Source organism: Actinomyces howellii, from assembly GCF_900637165.1.
In the GTDB taxonomy this organism is placed as follows: Bacteria; Actinomycetota; Actinomycetes; order Actinomycetales; family Actinomycetaceae; genus Actinomyces; species Actinomyces howellii.
In genome coordinates this window covers 2,793,194-2,810,119 of sequence record NZ_LR134350.1, presented here as the reverse complement: position 1 = coordinate 2,810,119, position 16,926 = coordinate 2,793,194, and the positions used below count along the sequence as shown (strand labels likewise).

11 protein-coding genes are annotated in these 16,926 nt (G+C 72.0%); 5 read left to right on the top strand and 6 right to left on the bottom strand.

Annotation, left to right across the window (positions count from 1 at the left end; genetic code table 11):
• Positions 1-13: 13 nt before the first annotated feature.
• The 3 genes from EL245_RS11720 to EL245_RS11710 are packed head-to-tail and all read right to left on the bottom strand — an operon-like array spanning position 14 to position 3,548.
• Complete coding sequence (locus tag EL245_RS11720; RefSeq protein WP_197719413.1) at positions 14-1,495, bottom strand: glycosyltransferase family 4 protein; 1,482 nt, start codon at positions 1,493-1,495, stop codon at positions 14-16.
• The gene (locus tag EL245_RS11715) at positions 1,492-2,718 is read right to left on the bottom strand and encodes an ABC transporter ATP-binding protein (protein WP_126383356.1); all 1,227 of its coding nucleotides are present in this window, start codon (positions 2,716-2,718) and stop codon (positions 1,492-1,494) included. The genes EL245_RS11720 and EL245_RS11715 overlap by 4 nt, the downstream gene beginning before the upstream one ends.
• Positions 2,718-3,548, bottom strand: a complete 831-nt coding sequence (locus EL245_RS11710; RefSeq protein WP_126383354.1) for an ABC transporter permease — start codon at positions 3,546-3,548, stop codon at positions 2,718-2,720. The genes EL245_RS11715 and EL245_RS11710 overlap by 1 nt, the downstream gene beginning before the upstream one ends.
• A 207-nt stretch (positions 3,549-3,755) precedes the next feature.
• On the opposite strand from EL245_RS11710, the gene EL245_RS11705 reads away from it, so the two are divergent.
• The 4 genes from EL245_RS11705 to EL245_RS11690 all read left to right on the top strand — a co-directional run bounded on the left by EL245_RS11705 (position 3,756) and on the right by EL245_RS11690 (position 8,262).
• Positions 3,756-5,078, top strand: a complete 1,323-nt coding sequence (locus EL245_RS11705; RefSeq protein WP_126383353.1) for a UDP-glucose dehydrogenase family protein — start codon at positions 3,756-3,758, stop codon at positions 5,076-5,078.
• Positions 5,079-5,189: 111 nt separating this feature from the next.
• Positions 5,190-6,185 (top strand): glycosyltransferase family 2 protein, encoded by a 996-nt coding sequence (locus EL245_RS11700; protein WP_126383351.1) that lies wholly within the window; start codon positions 5,190-5,192, stop codon positions 6,183-6,185.
• Positions 6,182-7,324 carry a glycosyltransferase family 4 protein gene (locus EL245_RS11695; protein ID WP_126383349.1) on the top strand — a complete coding sequence of 381 codons (1,143 nt, stop codon included), beginning with the start codon at positions 6,182-6,184 and terminating at the stop codon, positions 7,322-7,324. The genes EL245_RS11700 and EL245_RS11695 overlap by 4 nt, the downstream gene beginning before the upstream one ends.
• Positions 7,321-8,262 (top strand): lysylphosphatidylglycerol synthase domain-containing protein, encoded by a 942-nt coding sequence (locus EL245_RS11690; RefSeq protein WP_126383346.1) that lies wholly within the window; start codon positions 7,321-7,323, stop codon positions 8,260-8,262. The genes EL245_RS11695 and EL245_RS11690 overlap by 4 nt, the downstream gene beginning before the upstream one ends.
• Positions 8,263-8,318: 56 nt before the next feature.
• On the opposite strand, the gene EL245_RS11685 is transcribed toward EL245_RS11690, so the two are convergent.
• Both EL245_RS11685 and EL245_RS11680 read right to left on the bottom strand, forming a co-directional pair.
• Positions 8,319-11,126, bottom strand: a complete 2,808-nt coding sequence (locus EL245_RS11685) for a DUF7657 domain-containing protein (RefSeq protein WP_126383344.1) — start codon at positions 11,124-11,126, stop codon at positions 8,319-8,321.
• A 96-nt stretch (positions 11,127-11,222) separates the two neighbouring features.
• Complete coding sequence (locus EL245_RS11680) at positions 11,223-13,412, bottom strand: peptidoglycan recognition protein family protein (protein ID WP_126383342.1); 2,190 nt, start codon at positions 13,410-13,412, stop codon at positions 11,223-11,225.
• A gap of 391 nt (positions 13,413-13,803) precedes the next feature.
• Between EL245_RS11680 and rfbB the strand changes: the two genes are divergently transcribed.
• Positions 13,804-14,799, top strand: coding sequence for a dTDP-glucose 4,6-dehydratase (gene rfbB / locus EL245_RS11675; RefSeq protein WP_126383340.1), 996 nt, complete (start codon positions 13,804-13,806; stop codon positions 14,797-14,799).
• Between the two features lie 121 nt (positions 14,800-14,920).
• On the opposite strand, the gene EL245_RS11670 is transcribed toward rfbB, so the two are convergent.
• Complete coding sequence (locus tag EL245_RS11670) at positions 14,921-16,828, bottom strand: DUF6541 family protein (protein WP_126383338.1); 1,908 nt, start codon at positions 16,826-16,828, stop codon at positions 14,921-14,923.
• Between the last annotated feature and the right edge of the window lie 98 nt (positions 16,829-16,926).

Genomic DNA, 16,926 nt, shown 5'->3' with positions numbered 1-16,926 from the left:
CGCCCGGCGCCCGTCACCTGAGCCGCCCGGCCAGGCGCCAGCGGATCTTGCCGACGACCCCGCGCAGCCCCGTGGAGCGCACCACCCGCACGGTGGCGCGCAGGTCGCGACGCACCGCGGCCATGAGCGGCAGCGGCCGGGTGACGGCGGGGGTGAGCTGGGCGTGGTCCGCCGCGCGCCGGGGCGCGGCGCAGTAGTCGAGCAGGGGTCCCAGGGTCGTGCTCCACGGGAACTGCGCGGCGGTCCGGCGTACGTTGTCACGGCAGCGCCCGGCCAGCTCGGGGTCGGTCAGGATCCGGGTCAGGGCCCCCGCCAGCGCCTCAACGTCCTCGACCGGGACGCAGGCCCCCAGGTCCCGCGCCTCGACGAGGTCGCCGAAGGAGTCCCCGGCGGAGCACACGATCGGCAGCCCGGCCCACAGGTAGTCCAGGATCCGCGTGCGGAAGGAGAAGGCCGTCTCGATGTGCTCGAAGTGCGTCGAGACGCCGATGTCGGCGTCCATGAGGTAGTTGACCCGGTCCTCGTAGACCACCCAGTCCTCGTGGAAGAACACGTGGGAGCCGGTCAGGCCCAGGCGGTCGGACTCCTGGCGGGTCCGGGTGGTCATGTCCATCTCGGGCACGTCGGGGTTGGGGTGCTTCATGCCCAGGAAGAACAACCGCACCTCGGGGACCGAGCGGCGCACGACGTCGACGGCGCGCACGACCGACAGCGGGTCGAACCAGTTGTAGACGCCGCCTCCCCAGATGATGACCGGGTCCTCGGGGCCGATGCCCTCGATCGTGCCCTTGATGGGGTGGCGGGTCTGGGCGGCCGGCAGGTCCGAGGTCCCGAAGGGGACGACGTCGATGAGGCTGCGCAAGGAGGGGTCGGCGTCGTAGGTGACCGGGTTGATCCGGCCCGAGGCGGCCAGGTGCCCCAGCCACAGGTCACGCTGCTTGTCCGAGGCGCACACGAAGAAGTCCCCGCGGGAGACCTGCGCGTTCAGCTCGGTCAGCGCCCGGGCCAGGGCGGCGTGGCGCTGCTCGGCGGGCTGGTACTTCTCGACCTCGAGGGACTCCAGGTGGAAGGGGTCGTACAGGTCGATGACGACGCACTGGGCGACCTCCTGGAGCCAGGGGAAGGTCGCGGCGATGTACCCCTGGATGATGACGACGTCGCAGGCCTCGACCTCGGCCCGGAACCCGGAGACGTCGACGTGGGCGGCGGTGAAGCCCTCCCCCTGCCGCTCGCACACGGCGAAGGTGAGCAGGCGCACCGGGTGGCCGCGGTCGGCCAGGTGCGCCGAGATCTCCCAGGCCCTGATCGCCGGCCCGGCCATCCGCTCACGGATCGTGTCGAGGGTGACGACGACGACGCGCGCCATCGCGCTGCCCGCGCCGCCGGGCTCGGGGGCGTCCTCAGGCAGCGGGCCGCGGTCCGTGGCCTCCGTGGCCTCCGTGGCCTCCGTGGCGTCGGCATCGGCCGGCGCCCTTGTCGTGCTCGGGGTGCTCATCTGGCTGTCCTCCTGTCCCCGCCGGGCTCCCACACGCCCTCCATGGCCACGGGCCCGCCTGCCTCGTGCACCGGGCCGCCGGTCACCTGGAGCCAGGCGATCTCCCGGACGAAGTCGACGACCCGGGTGCCTCCGGCGTCCAGGATGCCGCCGTGGACGGGGAAGCTGCCGGGCTGGAGGGGAAGGTGCGGGATGAGCAGGTCGATGTGCCCGGCACCGTTGAGGGTGCCCAGCTCCACGCCCTGGTCGGCGGAGAAGCTGCTCCACAGCTTCACCCCCTCGATCGTGTCGACGCTCAGCACGATGCTCGGGGCCTCCACGGGCCGGCGGGCCGTGAAGTGCAGGCGCAGGAGCACCGGGTCGCCGGTGGCGACGACCGAGCCGGTCTCGTGCCCGTCGGCGGTGAGCACCTCGACCCGGCTGACGAGGGCGTCGGAGGTCCCCCACCGCACACGCCCCTCGTCGTCGATGCGGATGTTGGAGCGCGCGGCGTCGGCGTACTTCTCGAGGACCGTGCGGGCGGGGCCGACCTCCTGGAGCACGCCGTGGTCGAGGTAGGCGGCCTGGTCGGCCATGGAGCGCAGCTGGGGCAGGGAGTGGGACACGACGACGACCGTGCGCCCGTCGCGCCGGAACTCGGCGAACTTCTCGGCGCACTTGTCCTGGAAGGAGGCGTCACCGACCGCCAGGATCTCGTCGACGAGCATGATGTCGGGCTCGGTGTGGATCGCCACCGAGAAGCCCAGCCGCACGTACATGCCCGAGGAGTAGTTCTTGACCGGCTGGTCGATGAACTCCTCGACACCGGAGAAGGCGACGATCTCGTCGAACTTCCTGTCGATCTCCCTGCGGTTCATCCCCAGGATCGAGCCGTTGAGGTAGACGTTGTCCCGCCCCGACAGCTCGGGGTGGAAGCCCGAGCCGACCTCGAGCATGGCGGCCATCCGGCCGCGGCGCGTGATCGTCCCGGCGTCAGGCACCAGGATCCGGGCCAGGCACTTGAGCAGGGTCGACTTGCCCGACCCGTTGTCCCCCACGAGGGCGAAGGTCGAGCCCTGGGGGATCTCGAGGGAGACGTCCTTGAGGGCCGCGAAGTCCCGGTAGGCGGCGGTCCTGCGCCGCAGGAGGGCCGACTTGAGGGTGTTGTTGCGCTCCTGGTAGACGCGGAAGGTCTTGGACAGCGACTCCACGGAGATCGCTGCCTCGGTCGTGGTCGTGGTCATCACAGTGCCTCCGCGAGCCTGGCCTGGTGGCGGTCGAAGACCCTCCACCCGATGAGGAACGCCCCCAGCGACAGGGACACGACGATGACGCTCGTGGAGAGGTCGGGCATCCGGTTGTCGTAGAGCAGGTTCCTGAAGGCCTCGATGAAGTGGTAGAAGGGGTTGAGCCGGTAGACGTCGAAGACCGTGACCCCGTGGAAGGAGCCCAGGGTGGAGGAGGTCTGCTCGACGAGGGACTGGGGGTAGACGATCGGGTTGGCGTAGAACCAGATCTGGAAGATGATCCCCATGAGGTACTGCAGGTCGCGGAAGTAGACGTTGGCGATCGACAGGAGCATGGCCACGCCCGTGGCGAAGAGGGTGAGCAGCGCCATGAGCACGACGGCCGGCAGGACGTAGAGGTAGGGGGAGCCGCCTAGGACGATGATGGCGACGAGGAGCACGGCCATCTCGATGCCCCAGGAGTACAGCCAGGACAGGGAGTTGGACACGAGCAGCGCCGAGCGCGGGAAGTAGACCTTCTTGATGAGGTTCTCGTTTCCCACGAGCACGCCCATGCCGCCATTGACGACGTTGGTGAAGAAGCTCCAGGGCAGCAGGCCGCACATGAGCCACAGGGCGAAGATGTGCAGCCCCGAGGGGTCTCCTGCGGCCGGCTCGATCTTCATGACGAAGCGGAAGACGAAGGAGTAGACGAGCATGAGGGCGATCGGGTTGGCCAAGGACCACAGCTGACCCAGCGCGGTTCTCTTGTACTTCCCCTTCACCTCGCGCATGGTGAGGTTGTAGAGGAGCTCGCGGGACTCCCGCAGGTCCGTGAAGATCGCCAAGGCACATCCTTCAATCCAGGCAGTTCGCGTCGCAGCGCGCTGCGCCCATCATAGGGGAGGCCCGCCGGGGCGGACCTCCCGTCCGCCCCGGCCCCGCAGGCACCCGGCGGCGCCGTGCGAGGCGCGCCAGCACCCCCGGCGCCCGGCGCACGGTGAGACCTGCCACGCAAGGTTCACAGGCAGCGCAAAGCGTATACGCTGGCTGGCATGCGTCTCACAGTGATCGGATGCGGATATCTCGGTGCCGTCCACGCGGCGGCCATGGCGGAGATGGGACACGAGGTCATCGGCGTCGACGTCGACGAGGCCAAGGTCGAGGCACTGGCCCGCGGCCGGGCCCCCTTCTTCGAGCCCGGTCTCAACGAGCTCCTCGAGCGCAACGTGGCCGCCGGCCGCCTGAGCTTCACGACCGACCCCGGCGCCGTGCGCGGCCGGCAGGTGCACTTCATCGGGGTGGGCACCCCCCAGTCCCCCTCCGGTGCCGCGGACCTCAGCTACGTCGACGCCGCGGTCGAGGCCATGTTGCCCCATCTCGGGCACTGCGCCGACGGTCAGGAGGTCGTCGCGGGCAAGTCAACGGTTCCGGTGGGCACCGCGGCCCGGTTGGCGCAGGCCATCGACCCCACCGGGGCGGCGCTCGTGTGGAACCCCGAGTTCCTGCGCGAGGGCTTCGCCGTCGACGACACCCTCAGTCCCGACCGGATGGTCTACGGCCTGCCCGAGGACCCGGGGACCGCGCAGCGCGCCCAGGCCGTGCTCGACGAGGTCTACGCCCCCATCCTGCGAGCCGGCAAGCCCAGGCTCGTCATGGACTACGCGACCTCCGAGCTGGTCAAGATCAGCGCCAACGCCTTCCTGGCCACGAAGATCTCCTTCATCAACGCCATGGCCCAGGTGTGCGACACCGTCGGGGCGGACGTGACGGCGCTGGCGGCGGCCATCGGGATGGACGAGCGCATCGGCTCGCGCTTCCTGCGCGCCGGGATCGGCTTCGGCGGTGGCTGCCTGCCCAAGGACATCCGCGCCTTCCAGGCCCGCGCCGCCGAGCTCGGGGTCGGCCAGGCCCTGGGCTTCCTGGCCGAGGTGGACAAGGTCAACGAGTCGGTGCGCCGCTCGGTGGTCGACACCGCGCTCGGCCTGCTGGGCCCGGAGCCGGGTGGCGCCCGGGTCGCGGTGCTCGGGGCGGCCTTCAAGCCGGACTCCGACGACATGCGCAACTCCCCCGCCCTCGACGTCGCGGCCGACCTGGCCCCTTCGGTGGGCTCGGTCGTCGTCGTCGACCCCGAGGCCGGCCCGCTGCTGGCCGGCCGCGAGGGGCTGCCCTACGAGGTCGCAGCCACGACCCAGGAGGCGCTGGCCGACGCCGATCTCGTCATCCTGGGCACCGAGTGGCGGCAGTTCACCACGCTCGACCCGGTCGAGGCCGCCGGGCTCGTGCGCACGCCGGTGGTCATCGACGGTCGTAACGCCCTGGACCGATCCGCCTGGAAGGCTGCGGGCTGGGCTTACACTGGCATCGGCCGTCGGTGATCCCCCCGGCGGGCCTCTCGCCGACGCGCTGCCCGGACCGCCGGCCCGCGCCCACGGCACCGCCCCGTACCCTCCCCTCGCCCGCAGCGGTGGGGCCCGCTCAGGACACCGATGAAGCTCTTCGTACAGATCCCCTGCCTTAACGAGGAGGGGACCCTGCCTCTCGTGCTCGACACCATCCCCCGGCGGATCGAGGGCGTCGACGAGGTCGAGATCCTCGTCATCGACGACGGCTCGACCGACCGGACCGCCGAGGTCGCCCGCGAGCGGGGAGTGACCCACGTCATCAGCCACTCGCGCACGATGGGCCTGGCACGCTCCTTCCGCGACGGGGTCGACTACGCCCTGGCTCACGGCGCCGACATCGTGGTCAACACCGACGGCGACAACCAGTACAAGCAGGAGTACATCGGCGAGCTCGTCGCCCCGCTCGTGCGCCATGAGGCGGACATCGCGATCGCTGACCGGCAGACGGCCCAGATCGAGCACTTCTCGTGGTTCAAGAAGCGCATGCAGCACCTGGGCTCGCAGGTCGTCAACTACGCGGCGGGCACCGCCCTGCCTGACGCGGCCTCAGGCTTCCGGGCCTACTCCAAGTACGCGCTCGTGCGGCTCAACGTCGTCACCCAGTTCTCCTACTGCATGGAGACGATCATCCAGGCAGGCAACAAGCGCCTGCGGATCGTGAGCGTCCCGATCCGCACCAACCCCAAGACCCGCGAGTCCCGGCTGTTCTCCAACATCTTCCAGCACATGGCGAAGTCGGCCCAGGCGATCACCCGCTCCTACCTCATGTTCAAGCCCCACGTCGTGCTGGGCTCGATGGCGGCGGCCTTCGGGGTCATCGGTCTCATCCCGTTCCTGCGCTTCGGCGTCCTGTGGCTCATGGACGCCGACGGCGGTCACATCCAGTCCCTCCTGTTCGGCACGCTCATGCTCGTCGGGGCGCTGCTCAGCATCGCGCTGCTCGTCATCGCCGACCTGCAGCGCACGAACAGGGTCCTGCTCGAGGAGACCCTCGAGCGCATCAAGGGCATCGAGTACGGCCGGACCGACGCCCCGGGACCCGGCGGGGACCGGGGCGAGGACGAGGAGCCCCGCCCGTGAGACGTGTCCTGGCATTCGGCACCTACGACGTCGCCGCGCACCCCCGGGTCGGGGTCCTCCTGGAGGGACTGGCCGCGACCCCGGGGTGGACGGTGCGCGAGCTCGACCTCCCGCTCGGCCTGAGCACGGCCGAGCGGGTGGCGATCCTCAAGCAGCCCTGGCGCCTGCCGGTGCTCGCCGGCCGCCTGGCGTCGCGCTGGGCGAGGCTCGCGGCGGGCAGCAGACGCTTCCGGGGGGAGCGGGCCCCCGAGGCCGTGCTCGTGGGGTACATGGGTCACTTCGACGTCCTGCTGGCCCGGGCGCTGTACCCACGCACGACGATCGCCCTCGACCACCTCATCTTTGCCGCGGGCACCGCACGGGACCGGGGGGAGGCTGGCCTGCGCGCCCGTCTCCTCGAGGTCCTCGACGCCCTGGCCACGCGCGCCGCCGACGTCGTCGTGCTCGACACCGAGGAGCACGCGGCCCAGCTGGCTGCCGGCCCCCTTCGGCGGGCGGTGGTCGTGCCCGTCGGCGCGCCGCGGTCGTGGTACGAGGCGGGCCGTGAGGCGGCGGACGGGCACCGCGAGCCCCGGCGGGACCACGACCGTCCTCTGTCGGTCGTGTTCTTCGGCCTGTTCACCCCCTTGCAGGGCGCACCGACCATCGCCGAGGCGCTGCGGCTGCTGGCGGAGCGCGGTGCCCCGGTGCGCGCCACGATCATCGGCTCCGGCCAGGACCGGGCTCAGTGCGAGCAGATCCTGCGCGGGGTGCCGGTCACCTGGGTGGACTGGGTGGCGGCCGACGACCTGGCGGGGCTCGTGGCCTCCCACGACGTGTGCCTGGGCATCATGGGCACGACCCCCAAGGCCAGGGACGTCGTGCCCAACAAGGTCTTCCAGGGGATGGCCGCGGGCTGCGCAGTCGTCACCTCCGACACCGCTGCCCAGCGCAGGGCGCTGGGCGACGGTGCGGTGCTCGTCGAGGCGGGCGACCCCCGAGCGCTGGCAGAGGCCCTTGAGGTGCTCGCCACCGACCCCCGGGCCCTGGCGCGGGCCTGGGAGGGTGCCTCGCGGACCGCGCTGGCCTACACCCCCGAGCGGGTGGTCGCACCTCTTGTGGCGGGGCTGGGCTCCCGGGACCGGGGAGGGCAGCGGTGAGCCGGCTGGCCGCCGCGCTGCGCTCGACCCCGGTGAGGCTGGGGTTCCTCGTCGTCGCGCTCGTCGCAGCGGTGTGGGCGGTGGCCTCCCAGTGGGAGGAGGTCCGTGCGGCCGTCACCGCGATGGGTCCGGCCGCCGCGGCGGGCGCCCTGGCCGCCGGATGCGGCTACGTCCTGCTCACCATGCTGGCATGGCGTTCCCTGCTGGCGGGTGCCGGCACCCGCCTGCCGCTGCGCACGGCCTTCTCGGTGTTCTTCGTCTCCCAGCTGGGCAAGTACCTTCCCGGAGGGGTGTGGAACGTGCTGGCGGCCGCCGAGATGGGGGCCGACCACGCCATCCCCCGGCGGCGCTCGGTGTCGGTCATGGTCGTCACGGTCGTCGTGTCCACCGTGACGGGACTGGCCCTGGCGGCGGGCACGATGCCCTTCGCTCCCCCGCAGGTCGCCCGGACCTACGGCCTGAGCGTCCTGGCGCTGCCGGTGCTCGTCGTCGTGCTCCTGCCACCGGTGCTCAACCGGATCCTGGGGCTGGCTCTGCGGGCGACCGGCCGCCCGCCCCTCGAGGCGCCGCTGGGATGGCGGGCGGTGGGCGCCTGCGCGGCCTGGACCCTGGCCGCCTGGGTCGTGGCGGGCCTCCAGGTGTGGGTCCTGGCGGTGGGCACGGGCATGGCCGCGTCTGCCTCCGCCCTCGTGCTGTGCGTGGGCGGCTACGCCCTGGCGTGGACGGTCGGCTTCCTCGTCGTCGTCGTCCCGGCTGGTGCCGGGGTCCGCGAGGCCGTCCTCGGTCTGGTCCTGGCGGGCACCCTGTCCTCCGGGGGCGTCGTCGCGGTCGTCCTGGCCTCGCGCCTGGCGCTGACCGTCGCCGACCTGCTGGCGGGGGCGGTCGGGATCGTCCTCGTGCGGCGCCGGCCGGTCCGGGGCGGGAGCGGGGGTCGCTGAGGCCGGTGCACTCAGGCCCTGCGACGGGGCCGGGCGAGGCGAGGACGATCGGTCTCTCAGCCTCGGCGTCGGCGCAGGACCTCGACCATCCCCGCCGCCATGATCAGGCTCCACGAGACGCCGGTGACCGCCGCTCCGAGGACCAGGGTCCTCGGGGCGTAGGTGAGGCGCAGGACGTGCTCGCCCGCCTCGGGCACGTAGACGGCCACCGCGGCGTGCTCGGCCTCGACGAGCTCGACCTCCTGACCGTCGAGGACCGCCTGCCAGCCGCGGTCGCGCAGGGGGTCGGCGATGACGACCCAGCCCGGGCCCTCGGAGCTGATCTCGACCTCCATGGCGTCGGTGCTCAGGTCCCTGCTCGTCACCGTGGCGTCTGAGCCGGAGACACCGCGAGCCGCCTCCGGGTACTCCAGGACCACCGTGTCGGCGTCGACGGCGCCGGTGTTCATCGAGTGGATGCGCCACGTCGGGTCCTCGATGACGACCTCCTCGGAGGCCCAGCGCACCCGCGGCAGCGCCGTCTCGCGCTCGAAGACCACCGAGTCAGAGGAGTGGACGAGGGTGAGGCCGTCGTCACCTGCGCGCAGGACCCCCAGGTTGACCTCGCCCGAATCCTGCGCCCCCAGGGTCAGGCTCGCCGAGGTGCCGGACAGGCTCAGCTCGGCGTGCCAGCTCCTTGCGGGGTCGACGTCCTCGCCGGGAAGGAGCAGCATGCCCGCCTGCCCCGGGGCACCCTGGATCGTGCCCTCGGTGCGCGTGATCACCTCTCCGGTGAGGTCGTCGACGATCGACAACGACAGCGTCCCGGGGTCCGCGCGCAGCCCGCCGTAGCCCGAGCAGTCCAGGATGATCCCTCGGAAGGGACCGGTGAGGCTCGTCGTACGCAGGCTCCCTGAGGACTCTGACAGGACGAGGTGGCGCTGCGCGGCGGCAGGCTCCTCGCGCAGGCCCGGGACGAGGTCGGCTCCGGACTGCACGACGTAGCGCACCGCGTAGCGGTCGAGGACCCCCGTGGGCTGGCTCTCGGCCAGGATCCCGAAGGGCAGGGCGCTGTAGGTCGCGGAGTGCGAGTAGCCCGGGAAGGCCGTCTCGAAGAGCTCTCTCCACTCGGGGGACAGGAAGGAGTGCCCGGTCAGGGCGCGCTGCCGGTAGGCGGTCGAGGTGCCGGGCATCATCGTCTGGTTGACCGAGGCGTAGCGGTCCTGCCCGAGGTCGGCGTCGAGGAGGGCGTGGGTCTGCGTGCTCGGGTAGAAGGCGCGGACATCGCTCAGGGACCACCAGCGGCTGGCCACCCCGGTCCCTGTCACCGCGGTGACGAGCAGGCTCGTGGCGACGGCCAGCGCGGTCGTCCGGCGCCCCGGCCGCAGCCAGGCCGCGAGGAGGGGCAGTGCGACGAGCGCCAGGGCGATCCACACGGTGCGCAGCTCGTCGGCCGCCGCGGAGGAGCCCTCCTCAGCCACCTGCCCGGCGGCCGAGGCGGTCTCGCACACGACAGGCACGACGATGAGCGCTGCGAGCCCGACCCGCACGGCCCCCGTCCCCAGGCTCCGCCAGGAATGGCGCCTCAGGCGCAGCGCCACGGGCGCGAGCAGCGCGTGCAGGCCGCATGCGGCAAGGACGGCGGTCAGGAAGCCGATGACGACGCGCACGCGGCCGATCGGGCTGGTCGAGATGCCGGGCAGCTCCTGGAGCGCCGCGAGGACGGGGCCGCCGTAGTAGACCGCCGAGCCGGCCAGGACGAGGGCCGAGGCGGCGTAGAGGACGAGTCCGCGCGGCAGCGGGTCTCGCGCGCCGATGAGCAGCGCGGCCACCACCAGGACGAGGACTCCCACACCCACGTAGGACAGGCTCTCAACAGGATGGGCCAGCCACGCGCTCTCCATCGAGTCCGGCGCTCCCAGGAGGGTGGCGGTCAGCGAGGAGGCCAGGGACTGGGAGGGCAGGGAGGCCGAGGACCGTGAGGCCCTGTCCGCGAAGTCGACGAAGCCGTTCATGACCCGCACGAAGGGCAGGACCTGGACGGCGGCCAGGCCCACGCCCAGGACCAGGCCCGCGGCGCAGCCGAGCAGGCCGCGCAGCACCTCGCGCCAGCGGCCCCCGGTGGTCAGGACCCGCACGAGGAAGTAGGGCACCGCGGCGTAGACCGAGTAGACGAGCAGTGCGGGGAAGCCGCCCAGGAGCATCGATCCCACGACGAGGCCCAGCGCCACCACCCGCCATCGGCTGCGCCCGGTGGCGATCCCGTCGACCGCCCAGAACAGGAGGGGGACGAGGGCCGCCACCCGCGTCTGGGGCCAGTTCGTCCACGCCAGCATGAAGCCGCTCGTCGTATAGGCCAGGGCCGCCAGGGGCGCCGCGGCCCGCACGAGGCCGAGGCGCCGGCGCAGCAGGAGGTGCATGCCGATCCCGATCGCCACGATCTCGGTGATCTTGACCATGGCCGGCGCCATGCGTGCCGGCAGGAGCCACCAGGCCCATGACAGCGGAGAGAGCATGGCCGAGTTGGGCAGGGACATCAGCTCCGAGCCCCCGTTGGAGTAGGGGTCCCACAGGGCGAGGTCGCCCTCGCGGGCCGCCTGGGCGATGAGGACGGCCATGGGCGCCGCGCTGTCGACCGTGTCCCAGGGCAGGAGGTTCGTGGGCTCGAGGTCGCGCAGCGTCGCGTTCCACGGCGCGAAGTACGACAGGAGGTCGGTGGCCAGGAAGACACGGGAGGGCAGCAGGCCGGGAGCGACGACGGCCAGGGTGAAGGCCGCCAGGAGGCACCACCCGAGGTAGGCCAGGCCCAGGTCCCAGCGCTCGGCCGGGCGCAGGCGGGCCAGGCGCTCGGGCACCTGGAGACGGGGACGGCGGGGAACGGGCATGGGAGGACGGGGCTTCTTTGCGTGAACGGACTGATGGAAGAGCGGTGCCGTTGGTCGAGCCGCCTGCGGGCGGCTCGACCAACGGCACCCACCGGCTCAGCGGGCGACCCCCAGGGTGTCCCTGCGGTCGGCGTTCCAGTCGCCCACGAGGACACTATCTGACGGACGGCCGTAGGGCTGGGTGATGTCGGCGGCTCCTGCGGTCATCGTGTTCTTGACGTAGTAGGTGTTGGAGCGCCGCACGGCCAGGGTGTCCTTGCCGTCACCGTCCCAGTCGCCGGTCAGCACGACGTCCCCTGCCCTGCCGTACCCCACGACGACGTCGGCCGCGCCCGAGCCCAGGGAGTTCTTGACGTAGTAGACGTTGCCGCGGCGCACGGCCAGGGTGTCGGTGCCGTTGCCGTCCCAGTCCCCCACGACGACCTCGTCGGTGGCCCGTCCGTAGGCCACGGCGACGTCGGCCGCTCCCCCGTACATCGAGTTCTTGATGTGGTAGACGTTGCCGCGGCGCACGGCCAGGGTGTCGGTGCCGTTGCCGTCCCAGTCCCCCACGAGCACCTGGTCGGTGGGCTCGCCGTAGATGAAGGTGCGCAGCGACTCCCCGGTCGTGTTGGTGTTGCGGAACCCGACCACGGCACCGTCGCGGCGGGCCAGGGTCGTGACGCCGTCACCGTTCCAGTCCCCCGCGAGCATGAGCGAGCTCGACAGCCCGTACCGGAAGACCGTGCCGGCCTGCGCGCTCCACGAGTCGTTGAGGTAGATCGTGCGCGTGGTCGAGGCCGGGGTCGCTGAGCCGCTCGACATCTGGCTCTGCGCGGTCGAGCGGACCTGACCCAGGGTCGAGTAGCCGGCGTCCCCGGGGCAGGCGGTCCGGCCGACATCGCGGTGGCCGGTGATCCTGGGCAGGGAGATCGTCTGGCCGGCGGCGTACTTGTCGGAGGAGCGGAAGGTGAAGGAGGCCGACCCCGTGGCGCTCGAGACGCCGGCGCGGGCGAGGAACCAGCCGGAGATCTTGCCGACCGCCGTCACCTGGGCCGAGGAGGGGCTGACCGAGGTGTAGGTGCCCATCATCGAGATGCCCATCGTCCCGGTGTTGGCGCCGTAGGCGTGCCCGCCCACGACCATCTTGCCCGCGGCGGCGTTGAGCGTGCCCGAGCGTCCCTCGAAGACCTGCCCGTACTTGTCGACGAGGAAGTTGTAGCCGATGTCCCCCCAGCCCAGGGTGACGGCGTGGTAGTAGTAGATGCCCCTGACCACCGAGGCGGACTGGCTCGCGGTGTAGCTGTTCGTCCCTGCCGTGTGGTGGACGACGACGTGGGAGGCCGCGACGTGGTTGGGCGTCCAGGTCATGTAGGCGGAGTTCGCTCCCCACTCGGCCCGGGTGTGCACGGGGACGGGAAGACCGTTGGCGGTCGTCGTGGCCGCCAGGATCGTGGGCAGGGACGGGTTGACCGAGCTGCCGGCGCTCGTGCCCGCAGGCGGGCTCGCGCCCTGGGTGCTGGTCGGCTGCTCGCCCTGCTGACCCTCCTCCTGCGTCTCCTGCTCGGGCAGGGGCTGGGCCGGGGTGCCCATGTCGGTGGCAGCGGTGGCCTCGTCGGCCGCGGCGGGGTCCTGGGCGACCCCTGTGGGCTCGGCCTCGGCGCTGGGCAGGTCGGCGACGTCGAGGACCTCCTCGCCCACGGGCTGCCCCGGCACGAGGGCGAGGGTGAGGTCTGCCGGCAGGTCGGCCGCGTCCCCCACGACGGAGGCCTGCACGGCGTCGGCGCCGCCGGTGATGAACTCCTCGGTGCCCGCGACCCCGGTGGCGTCGTCGCGCCCCGCACCGGAGGGCTCGTTGAGGAACCACTGCGACCACGTCCCGTCCTCACGGACCCGCAGGTAGACGCTCAGGGACTCGGGCAGGCTCCCCGTCCAGGTGAAGCCCGCGACGAGGAAGTCATCGACCTCGACGGGTTCGGTGAGCAGGACCGCGTCGGCCTCGGGGTCGACGCCGCCGACGACCGCCGGGGCCACGAGCCCGGCAAGGAGCTCGGCGCGGGCCGGCACGACCGAGGTGCCGTCCGCGGTCCCGGCCGCACCGTCCTGAGCGGCGCCACCGTCCTGAGCGGCGCCGTCGAGACCTGCCTGGGCCGCCTCGGTGACCTCGCCCTGCGGGGTGGTCAGCTCGAGGAGCTGGACCGGGCCCTCCTCAAGGGCCGGGTCCTCCTGGGCGAGGGCGGTGGGAACGAGACCCGCGGCCAGCAGCGGCACTGCTGCTGCGAGGCGGAGAAGTCGGGAGGCCGACATCGGGACTCCTTTCACAAGGGCATGAGGACACGCAACACCTGGGGGCTAGTGGTGCGTGTGTGACGAATGTGGTCAGTGGGAACAGTACTCCCTCTCACCGTTCCACGGAGCCGGCTTTGACCAGGCTCACGTAACCACACCGGTGTCATCCCCCAGAGCCGCGTGCCACCGCGGTCGTGCAGGCGCGGGACGGATGAGCGCGACGCGCTGGTGCCGACCTCAGCCGGCCGGCGGACGGTCGGGCTCGGCCCGGGCCCGCCGGGGGCCGTCTCGCGGAGCCCCCCGCCGCACCGGGCCGGGGCGGGTCGAGGGGGCCTGTGGCATGATGTCGGCGGTACGAGGGCTGCATCGCGCCTGACCGACCACCGACCCCCACCCACGGAGCCTCCATATGAACGTCCTCATCACCGGCGGTGCCGGCTTCATCGGCGCCAACTTCGTCCACCAGACCCTCGTGCGCCACCCCGACGCGACGGTGACCGTCCTCGACAAGCTCACCTACGCCGGCAACGAGGGATCCCTGGCCGACCTCGGTGACCGGGTCCGGCTCGTCGTGGGGGACATCGCCGACGCCGACACCGTCGACCCGCTCGTCGCACAGGCGGACGTCGTCGTCCACTTCGCAGCCGAGTCCCACAACGACAACTCCCTGCGCGACCCCTCCCCCTTCGTCCGCACCAACCTCGTGGGCACCTTCACCCTCCTGGAGGCCGTGCGCCGTCACAAGGTGCGTTTCCACCACGTCTCCACCGACGAGGTCTACGGCGACCTCGAGCTCGACGACCCGGCGAAGTTCACTCCCACCACCCCCTACAACCCCTCCTCGCCCTACTCGGCCTCCAAGGCCGGCTCCGACCTGCTCGTGCGGGCCTGGGTGCGGTCCTTCGGCGTCGAGGCGACGATCTCGAACTGCTCGAACAACTACGGCCCCTACCAGCACATCGAGAAGTTCATCCCCCGCCAGATCACGAACCTCATCGACGGGGTGCGCCCCCGGTTGTACGGTGCCGGGGAGAACGTGCGCGACTGGATCCACGTCCTGGACCACAACGACGCCGTGTGGGACATCATCGAGAAGGGCAGGATCGGGGAGACCTACCTCATCGGCGCTGACGGCGAGAAGAACAACAAGGAGGTCGTCGAGCTCATCCTCGAGCTCATGGGCCACGAGCCCGACGACTACGAGCACGTGGCCGACCGCCCCGGCCACGACATGCGCTACGCCATCGACAACTCCAAGCTCGTCTCCGAGCTCGGCTGGTCCCCGCGGTTCACCGACTTCCGCTCCGGGCTCCAGGCGACGATCGACTGGTACCGCGACAACGAGTCCTGGTGGCGCCCGCTCAAGGCGGAGGTCGAGGCCAAGTACGCCGCCCAGGGACAGTGACTCCTCGCCCGACCCCTCGCCCGACCCCTCAGAGACCCCGCGGAACCCGCTAGGACCCGCGACCGACGCCGGCCGGCCCGTTCACGTCAACGGGCCGGCCGGCGTCGTTGCGGGCACACCCCTACTCGCAGGCGGTGATGCGCCAGATGACCGCGGTGTCGAGGACGGCGACCAGCTCGAAGCCCTCGCTCGTGTCGACCTCGGTGAAGCCGGGGTAGCGGGCCTCGAAGTCCGCCTGGGGGAGGCTCTCGTCCTCGTAGTACAGCGGGGTGCCGCCCTCACCGCGGATCACGCGACAGACCTCGGGATCCGACAGGATGGAGCTGAAGGCCGAGGCCAGGTAGCGCTCGGCCCCGCCCGTCACGCCGCCCTCGAGACGGAACAGGCTCGAGCCCTCCGAGAGCACGGGCACCAGGCCCGCCCCCGAGCTCGGGACCCCGTAGACCACCGCGCCGTCGAACAGGTCGGCGGAGTCGGAGACGATGAGGTCCATCTCGGCGTCGGAGACCCAGGCGGGGTGGACGAGGGCGCTGTCCTGGTAGCCCCGGGTGATCCACCGCTCGTTGCCCACGAGCAGGCCGCCCAGGACGAGCCCCACGAGGAGCACCGGCGCGACTGCCGCGGGAAGCCGCCTCCTGGGGCGGTCGCGCACCCACCTGAGGACCGGGTCGACCACCGCCCGGCAACCGATGGCCGCGAGCACGCCGACCACGATGCTCTCCAGGGCGAGGTACCGGCTGTCGTCACCCCAGAACCCGCCGACAAGCGCCGACCACGGTCCGGTGGGCAGCGAGATGAGCACGACGAGCAGAGCGCTGACCAGCCAGACGAGGGGCAGCCGCCACGCCCCGGCGCGCAGCATCGAGGCGATACCGAGGCCCGCGAGCACGACGAGGAGGAGGTAGGTCGTGGGTACCGCCTCGATCGGCGCCAGGAGCAGGGCCTGGGCGAGGCCGTGGCCGAGTGTCGTCGGCGCGCGGGGGAAGGCGGCCATGTCCCGCAGAAGGGGCACGAGCGGCATGAGGAGGACGGGGACGAGGAGGAGGGCGGCTGCCGCCACGGCGCGTGCGGCCCGGCGTGGGCTGCGGGAGCGCTGCGAGACCGCGCTTCTGAGTGCCTCGAGCGCACCGAGCACGCACAGGACGATGAGCATCCACTGCCCTCCCCCCGGGTGGGCGGCGGTCAGGGAGGCGACCGACAGCACGGCCAGGAAGGCCACGACGCCACGCCGGGAGCCCGGCCCCTGACCGGCGGCCGCAAGGGCGGCCAGGGCACCGGGCACGAGCACGATCGACAGGCCCGCGGCGGCGTGGCTGTGGAAGTACAGCAGGAGCGCGGGTGCCCACATCGTCGTCATCGCCGCGAGCGGCCCGAGGACGCGCACCCACCAGGGCTGGCCGAGCTCGTGGAGCAGCAGGGCGGTGAGGAAGGGCAGCAGCAGGGCGCCGATCGTCACGAGCGCGATGTTGAAGGCCAAGGGGGTGGAGATCGCGTCGGGCAGGATCGCGGTCAGGGCGTGGAAGGTCGCCGAGTAGAAGCGCCCCCCGTTGAGGGAGGTCGCCGCGCTGATCGTCGAGGCGTCCCCTGTTCGCCGGATCTCCTCGATGAGGTTGAGGTGGAACATCGCGTCGTGGTTCTGCAGGATCGCGTAGGGGCGGCGCATGGAGCGCGCGAGGACGCCGACCTGGAGGACCATGGCCGGCAGCGCCGCTGCCAGGCAGACCAGCGCCGTGCGTGCCACGTCCTGGACCCCGGCCCAGCTCGGGGCCCGGTGCCTCGGACCCGAGCGCCGAGCCGCCAGGAGACGACGGACGGGGTAGACGGCGCACGCGCAGGCCAGCACCGCGGCACCGGTCACCGAGGTCCACGGCACTCCGAGGAGGGGCATGACGAGCGTGACGACCGCCGTGAGCAGCACCGTGACGACAGGGCCGGCCCCCAGGACGACGCCGCTGCGGGAGGTGAAGGCGGCCACGACGCTCGCGCCTGGAAGGACGAGGAGGACCAGGAAAGCGACGCACGTCGCCATGGTCCCGATCCATAAAGTCATCGGGAATAGGCCTTTCGGGAACGCTGGCCGGGGAGTAGGCGCTCCCGTGCTCGTCCGGGCGCGCACTCGCATGCTAA